Here is a 17,291-nt window from a genome sequence, read left to right on the forward strand (position 1 = left end):
GCGAGGCCGGGGACGGCCGTTCCAGCTACGAGCCGATCTTCGCGATCAGCGGCACCAGCTGGTCGAGGGCATAGGGGATGCTGAGCACGGTGTTGAAGGTGAGCGCCGTGCCCACCGGCGGCGTCTCATAGGGCACGAAGAGCGCGCGGCCCTCCCGGGCCACTGCCAGCCGGCTGTAGACCGGGTCCGCGTTGACCGTCGCCTCGGCGTCCGGAGCGCTCGTGACGAACAGCAGGCGATCGACGTCGACGAGGTCCAGCCGCTCGGAGCCGATCTCCGCCGCGAACTCCGATCCGGCGAGCGTCCCGATCTCTTCGGGAACCTTGAAGCCGATCTCGCCCAGGAACACCGAACGCGGGTCGGTGGGCGCGAAGACGGCGTACTTGCCGGGCTCGTACGGGTCGACGACGGCGGCGGTCTTCCCCTCGAAGCCCGGGTTGGCCTTCCGAGCAGCCGCGAACTTCTGGTCGATCGCGGCGATCAGCTCGTCAGCCCGGTCTTCCAGGCCCACCGCCTGGCCGACCGTCCGGGTCATCTCCTTCCAGGGCGTGGCGAAGTCGTCATGGTCGGGCGACTGGGCCACCGTCGGAGCGATCTTGGACAGGGTGTCGTACTGCTCCTGCGTCAGATCGGAGTAGACCGCGAGAATCAGATCCGGCTTGAGCCCGGCGATCTTCTCGAAGTTGAGCTCGCCACGCTCGCCCACGATCTCCGGTTCGACCCCGGCCCACAGGTCCTTGCTCCAGGGCCAACTGCCGAACGGGCGCTCCCCGAACCAGTCCACGACACCCACCGGCTTCACCCCGAGGGCGAGCAGCGGCTCCTGGTCCGTGAGGCCGACCGCCACGACCCGGGTCGGCCGAGCGGTGATCTCGGTCGAGCCGTACTTGTGACCGATCGTGACGGGGAACGCACCCTCGCCAGTGGAGGCGGGGGAAGCCCCGGTCACGTCTCCATCATCACCGCAGGCGGCAAGCCCGACCACGATCACCGCAAATATGGAAACGCACCGTAGCAGCCAGGCAACAACATGAACCCGCGCGGGGCGCGGTGACGTGGCGGACATCAGCTCCTCTTCGTGTTTGGCCGGACACGAGACCCGAAGGCCCAGGTCCGACACCCGACGGAGCGCATACTAAGGTTATCCTTACCAAAACAACAAGACCTTGCGGCCATCACCTCTTAGGTATGGCTTTCCTAACATCCCACACTTGTGAGGATTGCGTGACCGACAGGACTCGAATCACGCCAGCGGGGATGCCCCCTCCGGTCGGCCAGGCCTCACCCGACGGCCAGGCCTCACCCGACGGCCCGGCCGTGGCTCGGCCGGGGACCCGGTCCGCCGCCGGAGGGCGGCCACGGCGGACGCCACGCCAGGTCCGCCCGGTCCCGCTCGGGATCGCCGTCGCCGCCCTGGCCGTCCTGTGCGTCCTGTCGATCTCGCTGGGCGGCCGGCCGGTCCCGCTCGACCAGGTGTTCCGAGCGTTGACGGACCGCAGCGACACCGACGTCGACGCCATCGTGTGGGGGCTGCGGGTACCGAGAACGCTCCTGGGGCTGCTCGTCGGAGCCGCCCTCGGCCTCGCCGGAACGGTCATGCAGTCCCTGACCCGCAATCCGCTGGCGGATCCAGGTCTGCTGGGCGTGAGCGCCGGCTCCACCCTGGCGGTCGTCCTGGCCGTGTCGGCCCTGGACCTGACCTCGCTCTACGGCTACATCTGGTTCGCCTTCGCCGGAGCCCTCGCGGCCAGCGTCCTCGTCTACCTCCTGGGCAGCACGGGGCGGTCGGGCGCGAACCCGATCCGGCTCGCGCTCGCCGGTGTCGGGGTCACCTTCTTTCTCGGTTCGGTGACCAGCGCAATCGTCCTGGCCAGCCCGGCCGCGCTGGACAGGTACCGGTACTGGTCGGCGGGGTCCATCGCGGGCCGCGGCAGTTCCCTCGTGGCGCAGGTCGCACCATTCATCCTGGCCGGGACGGTGCTCGCCCTCGCGCTCGCGCCCGCGCTGAACAGCCTCGTGCTCGGCGACGACGTCGCCGCCTCCCTGGGCCGCCGGGTCGGCCTCATCCGGCTGCAGGGTGCCGTCGCCGTGACGGTGCTCACCGGAAGCACGGTCGCCGTGGCCGGCCCCCTGGTCTTCGTCGGTCTGGTCGTGCCACACGCCGCCCGGATGATCAGCGGCGGGGACCACCGGCTGCTGCTCCCGACCGCGATGGTGCTGGCCGCTGGTCTCGTCCTCGCGGCGGACGTGATCGGGCGGGTGGTGGCCCGACCGCAGGAGATCAACGTGGGCATCATCATCGCGCTCCTCGGAGCACCCTTCTTCGTGGCGCTGGTCCGCCGTCGGCGCCTCGCGGAGGTCTAGGGTGACGGCCAGCTCCAGGGTGACGACCGCTCCGCCCACCACGACCACCACCACGGCCACCACGGCATGGGGGCCGCTCAGCCTGACCCGGACGGGTGGCCGCAGCGCGTTCCGGCTGTCGCGACCAGCCGCCTCCGGCATCCTGCGGCCTCGGCTGGTCGCGGTCTGCGCCGTCATGGCCGCCGCCACCTTCGCGGTGTTCTGCCTGGGGATCGCGATCGGTGACTATCCGATCGGCGTCACGGAAGTGGTTCCGGCCCTGTGGGGGTCCGGCGACCCCGGATCCCTGTTCGTCGTGCGTGAGCTTCGGCTGCCCCGCGCCCTGGCCGGGCTCCTCGGCGGCGCCGCGTTCGGTATCTCCGGCGCCGTGTTCCAGACGATGACCCGCAACCCACTGGCCAGCCCCGACATGATCGGTATCACGGCCGGCGCGCAGACCGCGGTCGTCGCGGGAATCGTGGTCGGGTTCGGCGCCGGCCTCAGCACCCAGCTGCTCGGCCTCGTCGGCAGCCTCGCCACGGCCCTGCTGATCTACCTCCTGGCCTGGAAGGCGGGCGGCACCTCCGGCTACCGGATCATCCTGGTGGGTATCGGAGTGTCCTGGATCTGCACCAGTCTCACCGACTACCTGCTGGCGAAGGGCCGGCTCGCCGAAGCCAGCCAGGCGGTGGGCTGGCTCGTCGGCAACCTCAACGGTCGAAGCTTCGACCAGGTACGCCCCCTGGCCCTGGCCATGATCGTGCTCGTCCCCTGCACACTGGCCCTCAGCGGGGTCACCCGGACCCTCCAGATGGGGGACGAGGTGGCCTCCGGGCTCGGGATCCCGGTCCAGCGAGCCCGGCTGGCCCTCATGCTCACCGCCGTCGGGCTGGTCGCCTTCGCGACCGCCACCGCCGGGCCGATCGTCTTCGTACCGCTCGTGGCGCCCCAGATCACCCAACGACTGGCGAATCTCGCCTGGCCACCGCCACTCGCCTCCGGCCTCACCGGAGCGTTGATCGTGCTGTCCAGTGACCTGCTCGGACGGCAGCTCCTACCCGACACCGAGCTCCCGGTCGGAGTCGTGACCGGCGTGTTGGGCGCCCCCTTCCTGCTCTGGCTGCTCAGCCGGGCGAATCGCACCAGCTCCGGAGGCTGACCGTGACACTCCAGCCGCCCTCGTGGCCCGCGGCGCCAGCCGATCCCCCGGACGCCGTTCCAACGGAGGCCGTTCCTGCGGAGGCCGTTCCAACGGAGGCCGTTCCTGCGGAGGCCGTTCCTGCGGAGGCCGCCGGCGCCGACTCCCACCTACCCGAGCTGCGGGCGAGCGGGCTGCGCCTGGCCTACGACAAGCGGATCATCGTCGAGGACCTCGACCTGGTCATACCCCCAGGCCAGATCAATGTGATCATCGGTGCCAACGCCTGCGGCAAGTCCACCCTGCTACGCGCCCTGGCCCGGCTGCTACGGCCGCGCGCGGGCGCCGTGCACCTGGACGGCCGGTCGATCCACGCGATGCCGACCAGGCAGGTCGCCCAGCGGCTGGGGATTTTGCCGCAGTCCCCGGTCGCGCCCGACGGACTGAGCGTGATCGACCTGGTCAGCCGCGGTCGCTCGCCGCACCAGACCTGGTGGCGTCAGTGGTCCGCCGCGGACGAGCAGGCCGTGACCGAGGCGCTGCTGGCGACGGACATGCTGGACCTGGCCGACCGGCCGGTGGACGAGCTCTCCGGCGGGCAACGCCAGCGGGCGTGGATCGCCATGGCCATGGCTCAGGGCACCCCCGTGCTGCTGCTGGACGAACCGACGACCTTCCTCGACCTCGCGCACCAGATCGACATCCTCGACCTGGTGGTCGACCTGAAGCAGCGGGAGAGGCGCACGGTGGTGATGGTCCTGCACGATCTCAACCAGGCCTGTCGCTACGCCGACCAGGTGGTCGCGATGAAGTCCGGCCGCATCGTCGCGCAGGGGCCGCCTGCCGCAGTGGTGACCGCCGACCTGGTCGAGGAGGTGTTCGGCCTGCGTTGCCGGGTGGTCACCGACCCGGTCAGCGGCACCCCGCTGGTCATCCCGATGGGACGCCACCACGACACCCGGTCCGCGGTCCCAGAGCCCTGACGCCGGAGATCCGGGGCTGTCGCGCGGCGCCCGCCGCAGGGCAGGGGCGGACGCCGGGCGAGACCGCGTTCCCGCAGATAGTTCTTGATCTCCTTGAGTCGGAGGGCACTGACCACGACCGGGACGGACGATCTCGCGGACCGTTACGTGAACGAGCAGCGCAGCCGCACGTTGGTAGCCGTCCTGCACGACCTCGACCAGGCCTGCCGGTGCGCGACCCGGAGACCGGCACTCCGCTCGTCGCGCCGGCCGCCCGGGCCCGGCGCCGACGGCTGGCGGAGAACGCCGACGCGCCCGGAACGACGGACGAGGCCGTCGACGCCGTCTGTACCAGCTGACCGACCGGAGGCCGCACCGCCAACCGTTCCCACCCCAAATATGATCTTGGGCTACTTGTCCCTTAGCAGGCAATCGCAGGCGGAGTCAAGGGCGGGTGGGCTACGGAACGGCGACCCGGGATCCGCTTGACCATCACCCGCAACCAACCTAAGTTAGCCTCACTTAACTTATCGCATCCGCCGGGAAACCGAGCAGCCCCCGACCACGCCACCACCGGGCCACGCGACGCGAAGAAAGACCCCGCGCACGAGACGCGGCCGTACCCGAAAAGCCGACGGGAGCGACGCCGCGAGGCCGCCGACGACGGCCAACCTCCACGAATCCCTTGACAGTTCGACACGCCTCCCGGAACCTAAGTTAGGTAAACCTAAGTTTAGCTCGGTTTCATTGACCGACCAGAGGGGCAGCCGTGGTAGACCGTCCGCCGACTGTGGAACTCGGTGTGCACGACATCATCGGAGTCGGGTTCGGGCCCTCGAACATCGCTCTGGCGATCGCAGTCGAGGAACACAACAGCAGTGTCTCCGCCGGTGCGGCGCTGCGCGCCGTCTTCCTTGAACGCCAGGTGCGTTTCGGATGGCACCGGGGGATGCTCCTCGACGGAGCGACCATGCAGGTGTCCTACCTGAAGGACCTGGTGACCCTGCGCAATCCGTCGAGCAGCTTCACCTTTCTCTCGTTTCTCCATTCCAGGAACCGCCTGGTGGACTTCATCAACCACAAGACGATGTATCCGCTGCGCTCCGAATACCACGACTACCTGGAATGGGCCGCGGGCCGGCTCGACGACCTCGTCGAGTACGACACCGAGGTGGTGGACCTGCGACCGGTGACCCACGAGGGCGAGATCGCCTACGTCGACGTGATCAGCCGGCACCGGGGAGACCCGGACCGGACGGTCGTGCGCCGCGCCCGCAACGTCGTCATCGCGGCCGGGCTGGAGCCGAGACTGCCCGACGGTGTCGAGATAGACGACCGGACCTGGCACAACCACGAGCTGCTGCACCGCCTCGCGCGAATGCCCTCGACACCGCGCGGCCGGTTCGTCGTGGTCGGGGCCGGCCAGAGCGCCGCCGAGGTGACCGAGCACCTGCACACCCGTTTCCCGCAGGCCGAGGTCTTCTCCGTGTTCTCCCGCTACGGCTTCAGCCCGGCGGACAACAGCGGCTTCGTCAACCAGATCTTCGACCCGGACGCCGTCGACGAGTTCTACCACGCGCCCGAAAGCGTCCGCGCCATGCTGCTCGGCTACCACCGTGGCACGAACTACTCGGCCGTGGACATGGACCTCATCGACGAGCTGTACCGCCGCGCGTATCAGGAAAAGGTGCGCGGCCCCCGGCGGCTGCACTTCCTACGCGCCTCCCGGGCCGAATCCTTCGAGAGACTGTCGGACGGCGTCCGGGTGCACATCCGGTACCTGCCGACCGGCGAGAAGCGCACCGTGGACGCGGACACCGTCGTGCTCGCGACCGGATACCACGCCCGCGATCCGCGGCGCCTGCTCGGCGCGCTGGCGGAGGCCTGCCTCACCGCCGAGGACGGCCAGCTTCAGGTCGGCCGCGACTACAGCATCGACACCGTCGCGGGGACCACCGCCGGCGTCTACGTGCCCGGTGCGAGCGAGTACTCCCATGGGATCTCCTCATCCCTGCTGTCGAACATCTCCGTCCGGGCCGGCGAGATCCTCACATCGGTTCTCGACCGCCAGGAGCTCGAGGTTCCCCTCGCCCCGGTCCCCTCGGGGATCGCCGGGTCGGGGTACCTCGACCCGCGGTCGAACGCCCGGCCGCAGAGCTGATCCGCACCGCGCCGCGGCCCACCCGGAAGGAGGCTGCTCGCCAACCGGCGCGGTGATCCCCGGCGCGGTGACCCCCGGCCACCGTGAATCCCGACACCGTGATCCCGACACCGTGGCGCCCGCTCAGCCGGTCTCGACGGCGAGGGCGAACGGCAGCACGCCCGGCGCGCCGGCCTGGCGCAGCGCCCTGGCCGCGACGGTCATCGTCCAGCCCGTGACGATCAGGTCGTCGACGAGCAGTACCGGCCCGGTCAGCTCGGCGAGCGGGCCGGCGAGGGGCGGTGGCACCTCGAAGGCCGACCACAGGCCGGCGAGGCGGTGGGCGCTGTTGTGCACCCGGCCGGCCGCGGGCCCGCCGGCCACGCGAGGGAGCTGCCCCAGCAACGGCAGCCGCCCGACCCCCGCGATCCGTTCACCGAGGTCCGCCACCAGGCGCGGGCGTGTCCTGGACGCCACGGTCACCACCGCCGCCGGGCGCCGCTCCCACCGCCACTCGGTCAGGGTCCGCACCACCGCCTCGAACAGGTCGTCGGGGACGGGGCCGTCCAGGGCCGCGGGAGGAGGGGCGAGCAGCTGGCGCAACCGGTTGCCCCAGCCCAGGTCGTTGAGCCGTGCGACCACGCGGCCGGGCTCGGCGGTGACCGACGCGGGAATCCGGCCGGACGCGGCGACCCCCAGCGTGCGCATGCCCGTCGGCCACATCCGGCGCGGCTCAACGGGCACGCCCGTCCGGCGCAGCTCCTCGCGGGCGCTGTCCCGCGACCGGGAGGAGACCTCGGTGGACCACACCCGGCCGGTGCACCGGTCACACCGGCCGCACGGCACCGCGTACGGATCGTCGAGCGCGTGGCGCAGGAACTCCATCCGGCAGGACGGCGTGGCGATGTAGTCGAGCATCGCCTGCTGCTCGCGGGCCCGCGCGGCGGCGACGCGGCGGAAGCGCTCGGCGTCGTAGACCCACGACTCGCCCGTCGCCTCCCAGCCGCCCTTGACCCGCCGGACGACGCCGTCCGCGTCGAGCACCTTCAGCATCTGCTCGAGCCGGGAGTGCCCCAGGTCGACGGCGGCGAGCAGTGCCTGCGTCGACATCGTCCGCCCGGCCTGGGCCAGGACGTCCAGCACCTGCCGGGCGACCGGCTCCGGGGGAAACGACGTGTCGGCGAAGTACCGCCAGATGTCACGGTCCTCGGTGGCGGGCAGCAGGACGACCTCGGCGGACTCCACCGCACGCCCGGCCCGCCCGATCTGCTGGTAGTAGGCGATCGGCGAGTTCGGCGCACCGACGTGGACGACGAACCCGAGATCGGGCTTGTCGAAGCCCATCCCGAGAGCGCTCGTCGCCACCAGCGCCTTCACCCGGTTGCCGAGCAGGTCCTCCTCGGCGGCGATGCGCTCGGCCGGCTCCGTGCCGCCGTGGTAGGTCGTCACCTCGTGGCCCTGGCCGCGCAGGAACGCGGTCAGCTCCTCCGCGCCCGGCTTGGTGAGCGTGTAGATGATCCCGGAGCCGGGCAGCTCGCCGAGATGGTCGGCCAGCCAGCCGAACCGCTGCTCGGCCGCGGGAAGCGACACGACCGCCAGCCGGAGGCTCTCCCGGTCGAGAGACCCCCGCAGGACCACGGTCTCCGCGCTCGTGGAGCCGGCCCCGAGCTGCTCGCTGACGTCCTCGACCACCCGCGCGTTGGCCGTGGCGGTCGTCGCGAGCACGGGCACGTCCGGCCGCAGCCCGCCGATCAGTGACCGCAGCCGGCGGTAGTCCGGACGGAAGTCGTGGCCCCAGTCGGAGATGCAGTGCGCCTCGTCGACGACGAGCAGTCCCGTCGTGGCCGCGAGCTCCGGGAGGTACTCGTCGCGGAAGGTCGGGTTGTTCAGCCGCTCCGGGCCGACGAGCAGCAGGTCCAGCTCCCCCGCCCGCAGCGCGGCGTAGACCTCGTCCCACTCCGTGAGGTTCCCCGAATGGATCTCCCCGGCCCGGATGCCCACCCGTGCCGCCGCGGCCGCCTGGTTGCGGATCAGCGCCAGCAGCGGAGAGACGATCACCGTGGGCCCCACCCGGGCCACCGGACCGCCGCCCGGCCTCGGACCGCTTGAACCCGAGTCACCTGGGTCCGAGTCACCTGGGTCCGAGCCGCCCGGGTCCGAGCCGCCGAGACCGCGCAGCAGCGCCGTGGCGAGGAAGTACACCGCGGACTTCCCCCAGCCCGTGCGCTGGACGAGCAGCACCCGCCGCCGCCCGCTGACGAGCGCGTCGATCGCCTGCCACTGGTCGTCACGCAGGACCGCGCCCGGCCCGGCCAGAGCCCGGAGCAGCTCCTCCGCCCGATCGCGCAGCGTCCCGCTGACCGTCGCCTGATCCGCCATGCCCTCTGTCTACCTGACACCCCCGACAGCTCCCGACCCACGGCCGTCGGGACCGCCCACGGCACGGGCGCCGGGAGCGGCACCGGCGAGCGGCGGGTCGTCAGGCGAAGTCCTCCGGGCTGAAGGTCTTCGGCTCGACCAGGACCAGCCAGTTGCCGGAGTTGTCGCGCAGCACGGCCTCCACCCCGTAGGGGCGGTCGGCGGGCTCCTGCAGGAACTCGACACCCTTCGCGCTCAGCTCCTCGAAGGTCTTGCGGCAGTCGTCGACCCGCAGCCCGAGCCCGCCCATCTGCCCCTTGCCCAGCTGCCGGCGGACGAAGTCGGCGGCGTCCGCGTCCAGCGGCGGCCCCGGGACCATCAGGGTCGCCTCCAGCTCGGGCTGGCTGGGATGGCCGATCGTGACCCAGCGGAACTCGCCGCCCATCGAGACGTCCGTGCGCGGTTCGAAACCGAGCACATCGACGTAGAAGTCCCGGGCCTTGTCCTGGTCAAGGCAGTAGATCGTGACCAGCGCGATATTTGTGATCATGTGGGAACCGTACGCCGCGCGGCCGCGGGAACGCTTCTCTCAGATTGCGCCGTCCGAGGTCGTGTCGGAGGTACACCGCAGGTCCATCGCGCCGCGCATGAACAGGTAGCACCCCGGTACGTGCGGGCCACCGCGGGCCGCCCAGCGGCTCCGGTACGCGGTAGGGCTTTCACCGACCAGCTGGGTGAAACGCGCCGAGAAGGACCCGAGGCTCGCGAAGCCCACCATCACGCAGATCTCGGTGACCGTGAGGTTCGCGTGCCGCAGCAGATCCTGCGCACGCTCGATCCGGCGCCGCGTGACGTACCGGATCGGGGTCTCCCCGTAGGCCGCCTCGAAGCTGCGAACCAGGTGGAACTTCGACACCTGGGCGACCCGGGCGAGCACGTCGAGATCGAGCGGCTCCCGGTAGTGCCGATCAATGTGATCGCGGGCCCGGCGCAGATGCGGCAGCAGCTCGGCAGCCACCGGCCGGGCACCCGTCCTGGTCACACCGCTGATACTAGGGTCGCGGCCGATTCGTCAGACAGCAGGCGGACGAGGGTGCGGCCTGTGGCTCAGGACGCTGATGGGATCGCACCGGCCTAGCTCCCGTCGACCTCAACCGGGCTGCACGCTGTGCCACTGGCCAGCGCCAGGATCGTCCTCGACGTGGTCCAGTCCGGGGTGATCCCGTTCCGCTCGAACCTGCCCGGTATGCGCCGCAGGGCGGCAGCTTCCCCATCGGGCGTGGGCTGACCGGTGGACGGATCCCGCAGGTCGTCCAGACAGACATGAGTCACGTCCGATGCGATGGCCTCATCTGACCGGCCATCGGCCAGGGCCGGGAACGTCGTACGGAACGCGGCCACGAACGCGGCCACCTCGGCTCGCCGCTGGAACGCCTCAAACGGGCCCGCCGCGGAGGTCGGACCGGCGGGAATCCTGGTCTCCCCGTCCCCGGTCGAGCCACATCCGGCCAGCGATATCAGCGCGACCCCACACACAACGGCGCTACGAACCCGCACGACATCTCCCCCGGATCATCCGGAGGAGACAATAGAGCATCCCCACCTCGCCGCCTTTTGCCCGCGGATAGTCCAGGTCATACGTCCCAGCGCTGTAAGTTCTGCGCCTCGCCCGCGCTGGCGCTTTCCTCGGCGGGATCATGGTGCGGTTCACCGACGGTCTCCGCCTGTTGGAAGCCGACTCGCGTGACGTTCTCCTCAGGATGGGGCGTCCACGGCGGCGCCGACCCGGAAGCACGGGGCGAGGCCGAGCGGCTGGCTCGCGCTGCTGCCCGTGCCAGTACTCATCGTCGGCACCGGGGCACTGTTCGCCCACTCCGCCGGGGTGTTCGACAACCGCACCCAGCCCCAGGCGGACCCACACGCGCAGAACACCTCAGGTCATCGACCGCAGGAACTCGTGGCGGGGCGGCGGTGGCAGTTGCACGTTCGCCCGCACGCCGAGCGCACTGTCAGCCCCGCCACCTCCAGCCCCTGCCAGCGGCCTGCCGCCCCGGCCGACGCCCGATGCCACCTCGACCCTCACGCCACCTGAGGTGATCGAGGTCTGGTCCCCCCGCGAGGGTCAACCACCGAACCGGACGAACTCAGCCGCGAGACCGGCTACGCGGCCGCCGGGGCAACCCGGCGCCCTCCGCGCTGACAGATCCGAATCCACGGGCCCACTCCGCAACCGCCGATCGTGCCCACCCGGCCGCAGGACCCGGTATCAGCGGCCAGAGTTGATCAATTGATCAGAGGAGGCAACATCATCGGTGGCGCGGGGACCGCCCGCGCGCGTTCCTCGGATCCCGAGCCAGCCGACAACGGAGCCGATGGCGAGGGAAGCAACGGTCAGGACCAGGTGGACCGTAAAGAAGCTGGTCGGACCGTCATCCCAGGAACGATCATCTTTCCAGATGTTCCGGAGGAATCCAGACATTCACCTATGACCTAGGTTCACGGAGGGGTCAGGATGTCCGGCATGGAGCATGTGGTCTCGGTGGTGTCCTACGCCCGGATCAGCTACGACAAGGCCGGGGACGCCCACGGCGTCGCCGACCAGCACAAGGTCAACCGCGAGACGTCCGCCCGGCTCGGCTGGACCGTCGTCCACGAGTTCACCGACAACGACCGCTCGGCCAGCAAGGCCGAGGTCATCCGCGACGGCTTCGAGGCGATGCTGAAGGCGGTGAAGGCCGGGCGCCTCCCGGACGGGACCGCCGTGCAGGGTGTCGTGGTCGTCGCCGAGGACCGGTTGGCCCGCCGCTCCGGCGACTACGAGCGGTTCGTCGACGCGCTCACCGCCGAGGACGGCCGCGTCTACGCCGACGCCCGAGGCCGCAAGGACCTCTACTCCGAGGACGTCGAAGGCATGGGCCTTGTCGGGGTGGCGTTCGCGAAGATCGAGTCCCGGAAGGTGCGCCGCCGGGTTCGTCGTTCGCACCGGGCACGGGCCGAGCTGGGCATCCCGGTCGGATCACAGCGCCCGTTCGGCTGGCAGGCCGACAAGCTCACCCTGGAGCCAGCCGAGGCCCCGTTGGTGGCCACCGCCGTGGACCAGTTCATCGCCGGACGGTCGATCAACTCCATGGTGCGGGAGTGGAACGACCGCGGTGTCGTCACCGCGAAGGGCAACCGCTGGACCATCGTCGGCCTGCGGCAGGTGCTCGGGAACCCACGCCTGTGCGGCTGGCGGAAGCACAACGGCGAGCTAGTCACCGACGCCGCGGGGAACCCGGTCATCGGCCGGTGGGAGCCGATCGTCACGCCCGAGCAGTGGCGCGCCGTCGAGGCGATTCTGACCGCCCGCGCCGGCCGCCGGATCGGGTCGGACGGTGCACCCGGGGACATGCTCGCCGGTGACCACTGGGAACACCGCTACCTGCTCACGGGCGTGCTCCGGTGCGGACGACCACGCCCGGACGGCACCCTGTGCAACGCGCGGCTCAGGGTGAAGCAGCAACGCGACTGCGCCGGGCACATGTACTTCTGCATCCCCGCGGCCCAGGGCGGATGCAGCGGACTCGGCCGCCGGGGCGACAAGGTGGACGAGTTCATCACCGAGGCCGTGTTGGCGAAGCTGGAACAGCGGCAGGCCGTCGCCGCCGATCTGGGACCGTGGACCGGCCAGCCCGAGTTGGACCGGGTCACCACGAAGATCGGAGTTCTGCGGTCGCAGTGGCAGGCCGACCAGATCTCAGACGGCCTGTTCTTCACGACCGTCCGGGAGCTGGAGGAGCGTGCCCGCGAACTGACCCGGGACCGCAACCGCCACGAGGCTGCCGCCAGCAGAGCCCGGATGGACATCACGGACGTCCGCCGCCGGTGGGAGGCCGACGAGATCGACCTGTCCCAGAAGCGCGCCTACGTCCGCGAGGCCCTGCACGCCGTGATCGTGCATCCGGCCGGCAAGGGACGCGGCGCCCGGGGCACGTTCAACCCGGACCTGCTGGAGCCGATCTGGCGGGAGTAGCTCCCGGTCAGTTCGCCACTGGTCGATCCGCCGCCGATCAGCGGCGGTCAGCTCGCCGCCGGTCAGCCTGCCGCCTGTGAGGCCGGGTCCGCCGGCCCGTCCTCACCTTCGTCGGCCGTGTTGTGGCGGTCGAAGCGGAGCCGATGGGTCCAGCGCCCACGCCTGCCCGCGAGCAGCCCGGGACGCCATGCCTCCCCGATCTCCACGGCCATGGCGTCGAGTGCAGCCTGTTGCCCAGCCATGAACGCCATCGCCTCACCGGGGGTCACCACTCCCCGTCCGGTCATCAGCAGCGGTTCCGCCAGCAGCAGCGGAACCGGGTCAAGCGCGAGCAGTGCGATCAGCGCGCGGCGGTAGTCGCTGACGAGTAACGGCGGATCGCCCTCCGGCAGTTCGTCGTACTCGGCATCCTGTTCGAGCAGGTCCATCACGTACGCCCGGTAGGCCGCCGCGACGGTCCGCTCAGCGCCATCCGGGAGTCCAACCTGCATCACGGATGGCGTGGTTTCCGTCATGACGTACACCCCTGACCAGCAGTGAGGGTGAGGGCCGAGCGGTCGAGGCAGAACGACAGCGGCGCCACCGCGTAGTCACCGAGGCCGACCCGGCGAGCGTGCGCATCGGCCGCGTGCGCGTTCTCGAAGACGACCATGACGGCCTTCACAGCGCGGCCGGGGCCGTCGAAGACGACTAGGCCGTAGAGCGGCGGTGGTTGATCGGCAGCGAGACAGGTCATGGTCTGCCTTCCTTCGCCGGCAGGCGAGGCATGCGGCGTGGCCCGGTGCCGGACGAGGACTCAGGTCGACTCGCCCGGCACCGGAGACGGCGCGGCACGGTCCGCCGGCGAGCGGGTCGTGTGTGGCCCGGGATGGGCACCCGCTCGGAGGTTCGCCGTGCCGCGGTGAAGGCAGAATGCCGCGTGCGCCCCGCCCTGATCCATGGCGAGAAACCATGGCGACTCGCCATGGGCACACCAGCGATGCTCCGCCTACGGTCGAACCGGACTGACGCAGTCCCGCGGGGTGCACGTCTTTCAGGACGTGGACACAAACCAAAAATCGAGCACGGCGGCAGCCCCAGGCGCGGGTCCCATCGGGGCACGGGGAAGATCCCCATTCACAGAGATACGGGCCATAGCCCGCGCCACCCAGACGAGTAGCCGCAACCACTCCGCAGCAGCCCGGTGCAGGGTTCCGGGCTGTCTGCCTGTGGTTGCGCAGTCCTTCCGTTCGCACGGAAGGAGACCCGGTCCGTGGACCAGGTGGACGCTCGTGAATGGGGACGCCGCCAGGCGGCACGCTCGCCGCAGTGGTCGGAGGCAAAGTGGCGCCGCGTCTCACTCATCCTCGGAGTGCGATTCCTCCCCGAGGCCGATGAGGACACCGCCCAGCTCGCCCCGTCGAGGATCGACGCGGAGGCAACCGCCGCGCAGACGCGGGATGCGGCGAACCTGCGTGACGCCGCATGACCGGCGACGGCTACCCCACCCTCACCCCCGCCATGCGGGAGGTCCTGACCCACGCGAACGGCCCGGACTTCGCCCGCTGGACCGCGATCGCCAAGGGCGTGCACGGCTGCGCCCGTCCGGTACGCCTCATCGGTGACGCGCTCACCGTCCACACGGGAACCGGCGAGGTCATCGACCGGTATTCGACGACGGACGAGCCCACCGGCTATCTGCTCACCGCATGCGGGAACCGGCGGGCCGCCGTCTGCCCCGCCTGCTCCCGGATCTACCAGGCCGACACCTTCCACCTGATCCGCGCCGGTCTCATCGGTGGGAAGGGCGTGCCCGAATCCGTCCGTCTGCATCCCCGCCTGTTCGTCACGCTCACCGCGCCTTCCTTCGGCCCGGTGCATGCCCGCCGGGAACGGAACGGCCGGCTACTCCCCTGCCGCCCCCGAAGGCAGCGACCGGCCTGCGCGCACAGCCGCCCGCAGTGGTGCGACGAGCGGCACGAGCCCGGTGACCCGCTGATCGGACAGCCCCTGTGCGCCGACTGCTTCGACTATGACGGCGCCGTGCTGTGGAACGCCCACGTCGGCCTGCTCTGGCAACGGTTCACGATCTACCTGCGCCGCCGGCTGGCCGACCAGGCGGGCATCAGCCGCACCCGCCTCTCCCGGGAACTACGGGTGTCGTTCGCGAAGGTCGCCGAGTTCCAGGCCCGCGGGCTGGTCCACCTGCACGCCCTCATCCGTCTCGACGGGCCGGACGGCGGATCGGAGCTGCCTCCAGGATGGGCGACCCTGGCCGTACTCGACGAGGCCGTCCGCCGAGCCGCCGCAGAAGTCCGGCTATCCGTCCCGGGCGGGCCCGACGACGCCGAACCCGGCCGGACACTGCGATGGGGAGACCAGCTCGACACCCGCGCCGTTCTGACCACCGCATCCGACGACTGGACGGCAGACGAGAAGGTCGCCGGCTACATCGCGAAGTACGCGACGAAAGGCGCCGAGGTCAGCGGGACCGTGCACCACCGCATCCGGGCCGCCGCCGACATCGAGCGCCTGGACGTCACCAACCACGCCCGGTCGATGATCCAAGCCTGTTGGAGGCTCGGCGGGATTCCGGAACACTCCGACCTGAACCTTCGCCGCTGGGCGCACATGCTCGGGTTCCGCGGACACTTCGGCACCCGGAGCCGGAGGTACTCCACGACCCTGGGCGCACTGCGCGGAGCACGGTCCGCGGAACGCGCCGAGAACGCCCGCGCACTTCGAGGTCTCCCCGCCCCAGGCGACGAGCAGACCGTGAAGGTCGGCCGGTGGCGATACGCCGGCAGCGGCTACACCCTGGGACAGGCCCTCATCGCCGGAGTCGACACGCCGGAGGATCTCGCCGGTTAGAACCTTCTCTACTTGGTCAAGCCCGGCCTTCGGCCGGGAGTCCGCTGGTGGGAACGCCGCGCGGCCGCCTGTGCGCGGCCCTGGAGGGCCGTGCTCGCCGGGCGCGTCGTTCCCACCAGCGCCAACAGCCACAGTCCGGACACGCTGCGCATAGAATCGGGCACTCCGGTGTTGGTCCGCATCCGTCGTGCGGAGGCCGAATGAGCCAGAACGGGCCGACCCGCGCTCAGGAGACGCCCGCCGCCTTCTGGACCCGGGCGGACGTACGTGAAGCACTGCGCGCCCGGGACATGGCAACGTTCTTTCTGCTCTACAGCAAGCACGCGAACGCCAGCCAGACCGCGATCGGCCAACGAGTCGGCATCGCCCAGCCCGACATCAGCAAGATCGTGCGACGCAAACGGCGCGTCGAGGAACAGCAGGTCTTCACCCGCATCGCGGACGGCCTCGACATGCCAACGGACGCCCGCCGGCTACTCGGCGTCTCCGGCGAAGGCGGACCGGAAGGAAGTCAGCCTGTCGGGCCTCTCGGAACACCGACGAGCCCCGTCGATCCGCCGCGCCGGGTCAACCCCGCTGCCGTCGACGCGCTTCACGGCACGCTCGCCCAGTACGCCCGACTGGACAACATGATGGGCCCACGCCACCTCATGGCCACGGCCGCCGTCCAGCTCGATTTCATCGGCCGCCTGTTGGCCGTGGCAGACGGACCCACCCGGACCCGCGTCCTCCAGGTCGGATCATCGTTCGCCGAGTTCGCCGGCTGGCTTCACCAGGATGCAGGCGACGACCGCGTCGCCGCGCACTGGTCGGACCGAGCCCTGGAGTGGGCGACCGAAGCCGACGACACCCTGATGATCTCCTACGTCCTGACCCGCAAGAGCCACCACGCCGCCGCCCGCCGGGACCGACGAGCAACCCTCGGACTCGCCCAGGCCGCACTACGCCGCTCCGAGACCATCAGCCCCCGCACACGAGCCCTGGCCTACCGGCAGATCGCCCGTGGCCACGCCCTTGCAGGAGACGCCACCGCCTGCTCCCACGCGCTCGACGAGGCCCGCCACAACGCCGCCGTCACCGACGACCTCGGCGAGGCCGAACGCACCCTGACCGGCTACTGCACTCCGGCGTACGTCGAGCTGGAGGCCGCCGACTGCTGGCTCATCCTCGGTCGGACCCGCGAGGCAATCACGGCCTACGAGGACTGCCTGACCGATTGGCCCGCCGAGTTCGAGCGTGACCGCGGCCTGCATCTCGCCCGACTCGCCAACGCCTACGCAGCCCACCGTGAACCCACCCGCGCCTGTGCCATCGCGACGGAGGCAATCCCGATCGTCGCCGACACAGGTTCCGCCCGAGCCGCCGACGAGCTGCACCGACTACCCGGCTGGCTCGGCCGCTGGCGGAAGACCGACGAGGTCCGCACACTGGCCGAAGCACTCACGACCTTGCCACCGGCTACCCGCGCCGACGGACGACCGTAGGCTG

Annotated in this window: 17 protein-coding genes; 9 read left to right on the forward strand and 8 right to left on the reverse strand. The window is 70.8% G+C overall.

The features are described 5' to 3' along the window. Nucleotides 1-25 precede the first annotated feature (25 nt). The gene (locus MXD62_RS03315) at nucleotides 26-949 is read right to left on the reverse strand and encodes an iron-siderophore ABC transporter substrate-binding protein (protein ID WP_248827940.1); all 924 of its coding nucleotides are present in this window, start codon (nucleotides 947-949) and stop codon (nucleotides 26-28) included. Between the two features lie 275 nt (nucleotides 950-1,224). Between MXD62_RS03315 and MXD62_RS03320 the strand changes: the two genes are divergently transcribed. The 5 genes from MXD62_RS03320 to MXD62_RS03335 all read left to right on the forward strand — a co-directional run bounded on the left by MXD62_RS03320 (nucleotide 1,225) and on the right by MXD62_RS03335 (nucleotide 6,604). After that, on the forward strand, nucleotides 1,225-2,364 hold the full coding sequence (locus MXD62_RS03320; RefSeq protein ID WP_248827941.1) for an iron ABC transporter permease: 1,140 nt from the start codon (nucleotides 1,225-1,227) through the stop codon (nucleotides 2,362-2,364). Nucleotides 2,365-2,446: 82 nt separating this feature from the next. Beyond that, nucleotides 2,447-3,502, forward strand: coding sequence for a FecCD family ABC transporter permease (locus tag MXD62_RS03325; RefSeq protein ID WP_368862306.1), 1,056 nt, complete (start codon nucleotides 2,447-2,449; stop codon nucleotides 3,500-3,502). A gap of 173 nt (nucleotides 3,503-3,675) precedes the next feature. Next, nucleotides 3,676-4,464 (forward strand): ABC transporter ATP-binding protein, encoded by a 789-nt coding sequence (locus MXD62_RS03330; RefSeq protein ID WP_368862307.1) that lies wholly within the window; start codon nucleotides 3,676-3,678, stop codon nucleotides 4,462-4,464. A 209-nt stretch (nucleotides 4,465-4,673) separates the two neighbouring features. After that, nucleotides 4,674-4,802 carry a hypothetical protein gene (locus tag MXD62_RS39060; protein WP_285223938.1) on the forward strand — a complete coding sequence of 43 codons (129 nt, stop codon included), beginning with the start codon at nucleotides 4,674-4,676 and terminating at the stop codon, nucleotides 4,800-4,802. A 410-nt stretch (nucleotides 4,803-5,212) separates the two neighbouring features. After that, nucleotides 5,213-6,604, forward strand: a complete 1,392-nt coding sequence (locus MXD62_RS03335; RefSeq protein WP_248827943.1) for a lysine N(6)-hydroxylase/L-ornithine N(5)-oxygenase family protein — start codon at nucleotides 5,213-5,215, stop codon at nucleotides 6,602-6,604. A gap of 123 nt (nucleotides 6,605-6,727) precedes the next feature. On the opposite strand, the gene MXD62_RS03340 is transcribed toward MXD62_RS03335, so the two are convergent. The 5 genes from MXD62_RS03340 to MXD62_RS03360 all read right to left on the reverse strand — a co-directional run bounded on the left by MXD62_RS03340 (nucleotide 6,728) and on the right by MXD62_RS03360 (nucleotide 11,420). Beyond that, nucleotides 6,728-8,962, reverse strand: coding sequence for a RecQ family ATP-dependent DNA helicase (locus MXD62_RS03340; RefSeq protein ID WP_248827944.1), 2,235 nt, complete (start codon nucleotides 8,960-8,962; stop codon nucleotides 6,728-6,730). Between the two features lie 100 nt (nucleotides 8,963-9,062). Next, nucleotides 9,063-9,491, reverse strand: a complete 429-nt coding sequence (locus MXD62_RS03345; RefSeq protein ID WP_248827945.1) for a VOC family protein — start codon at nucleotides 9,489-9,491, stop codon at nucleotides 9,063-9,065. 39 nt (nucleotides 9,492-9,530) lie between these two features. Then, a complete protein-coding gene (locus tag MXD62_RS03350; protein WP_248827946.1) occupies nucleotides 9,531-9,983 on the reverse strand; it encodes a helix-turn-helix domain-containing protein in 453 nt (150 codons plus the stop codon). A gap of 92 nt (nucleotides 9,984-10,075) precedes the next feature. Continuing rightward, a complete protein-coding gene (locus MXD62_RS03355; RefSeq protein WP_248827947.1) occupies nucleotides 10,076-10,498 on the reverse strand; it encodes a hypothetical protein in 423 nt (140 codons plus the stop codon). 709 nt (nucleotides 10,499-11,207) lie between these two features. Further along, entirely contained in the window at nucleotides 11,208-11,420 is a 213-nt protein-coding gene (locus MXD62_RS03360; protein ID WP_248827948.1) for an SCO4848 family membrane protein, read from the reverse strand. A gap of 33 nt (nucleotides 11,421-11,453) precedes the next feature. Here MXD62_RS03360 and MXD62_RS03365 point away from each other — a divergent pair, with 33 nt between their 5' ends. After that, a complete protein-coding gene (locus MXD62_RS03365) occupies nucleotides 11,454-12,953 on the forward strand; it encodes a recombinase family protein (protein ID WP_248827949.1) in 1,500 nt (499 codons plus the stop codon). Nucleotides 12,954-13,015: 62 nt separating this feature from the next. On the opposite strand, the gene MXD62_RS03370 is transcribed toward MXD62_RS03365, so the two are convergent. After that, complete coding sequence (locus tag MXD62_RS03370) at nucleotides 13,016-13,468, reverse strand: hypothetical protein (RefSeq protein WP_248827950.1); 453 nt, start codon at nucleotides 13,466-13,468, stop codon at nucleotides 13,016-13,018. Continuing rightward, nucleotides 13,465-13,689 (reverse strand): hypothetical protein, encoded by a 225-nt coding sequence (locus tag MXD62_RS03375; protein ID WP_248827951.1) that lies wholly within the window; start codon nucleotides 13,687-13,689, stop codon nucleotides 13,465-13,467. Before MXD62_RS03375 ends, MXD62_RS03370 begins: the two co-directional genes overlap by 4 nt. Nucleotides 13,690-14,205: 516 nt before the next feature. On the opposite strand from MXD62_RS03375, the gene MXD62_RS03380 reads away from it, so the two are divergent. The 3 genes from MXD62_RS03380 (at nucleotide 14,206) to MXD62_RS03390 (ending at nucleotide 17,287) form a co-directional block, all read left to right on the forward strand. Beyond that, nucleotides 14,206-14,421: a hypothetical protein gene (locus MXD62_RS03380; RefSeq protein WP_248827952.1), complete on the forward strand. Its 216-nt coding sequence runs from the start codon at nucleotides 14,206-14,208 to the stop codon at nucleotides 14,419-14,421. Next, nucleotides 14,418-15,803: a replication initiator gene (locus tag MXD62_RS03385; protein WP_248827953.1), complete on the forward strand. Its 1,386-nt coding sequence runs from the start codon at nucleotides 14,418-14,420 to the stop codon at nucleotides 15,801-15,803. Before MXD62_RS03380 ends, MXD62_RS03385 begins: the two co-directional genes overlap by 4 nt. A gap of 200 nt (nucleotides 15,804-16,003) precedes the next feature. After that, on the forward strand, nucleotides 16,004-17,287 hold the full coding sequence (locus tag MXD62_RS03390; RefSeq protein ID WP_248827954.1) for a hypothetical protein: 1,284 nt from the start codon (nucleotides 16,004-16,006) through the stop codon (nucleotides 17,285-17,287). Nucleotides 17,288-17,291 lie beyond the last annotated feature (4 nt).

This window comes from Frankia sp. Mgl5 (assembly GCF_023242985.1).
Taxonomy (GTDB): Bacteria; Actinomycetota; Actinomycetes; order Frankiales; family Frankiaceae; genus Parafrankia; species Parafrankia soli.

What these genes read in the sequence shown, in the direction of transcription:
- MXD62_RS03340 (WP_248827944.1), bottom strand. Translation starts at nt 8,962, where the DNA reads ATGGCGGATCAGGCGACGGTCAGCGGGACGCTGCGCGATCGGGCGGAG.
- MXD62_RS03345 (WP_248827945.1), bottom strand. Translation starts at nt 9,491, where the DNA reads ATGATCACAAATATCGCGCTGGTCACGATCTACTGCCTTGACCAGGAC.
- MXD62_RS03360 (WP_248827948.1), bottom strand. Translation starts at nt 11,420, where the DNA reads ATGTCTGGATTCCTCCGGAACATCTGGAAAGATGATCGTTCCTGGGAT.
- MXD62_RS03365 (WP_248827949.1), top strand. Translation starts at nt 11,454, where the DNA reads ATGTCCGGCATGGAGCATGTGGTCTCGGTGGTGTCCTACGCCCGGATC.
- MXD62_RS03370 (WP_248827950.1), bottom strand. Translation starts at nt 13,468, where the DNA reads ATGACGGAAACCACGCCATCCGTGATGCAGGTTGGACTCCCGGATGGC.
- MXD62_RS03375 (WP_248827951.1), bottom strand. Translation starts at nt 13,689, where the DNA reads ATGACCTGTCTCGCTGCCGATCAACCACCGCCGCTCTACGGCCTAGTC.
- MXD62_RS03385 (WP_248827953.1), top strand. Translation starts at nt 14,418, where the DNA reads ATGACCGGCGACGGCTACCCCACCCTCACCCCCGCCATGCGGGAGGTC.
- MXD62_RS03390 (WP_248827954.1), top strand. Translation starts at nt 16,004, where the DNA reads ATGAGCCAGAACGGGCCGACCCGCGCTCAGGAGACGCCCGCCGCCTTC.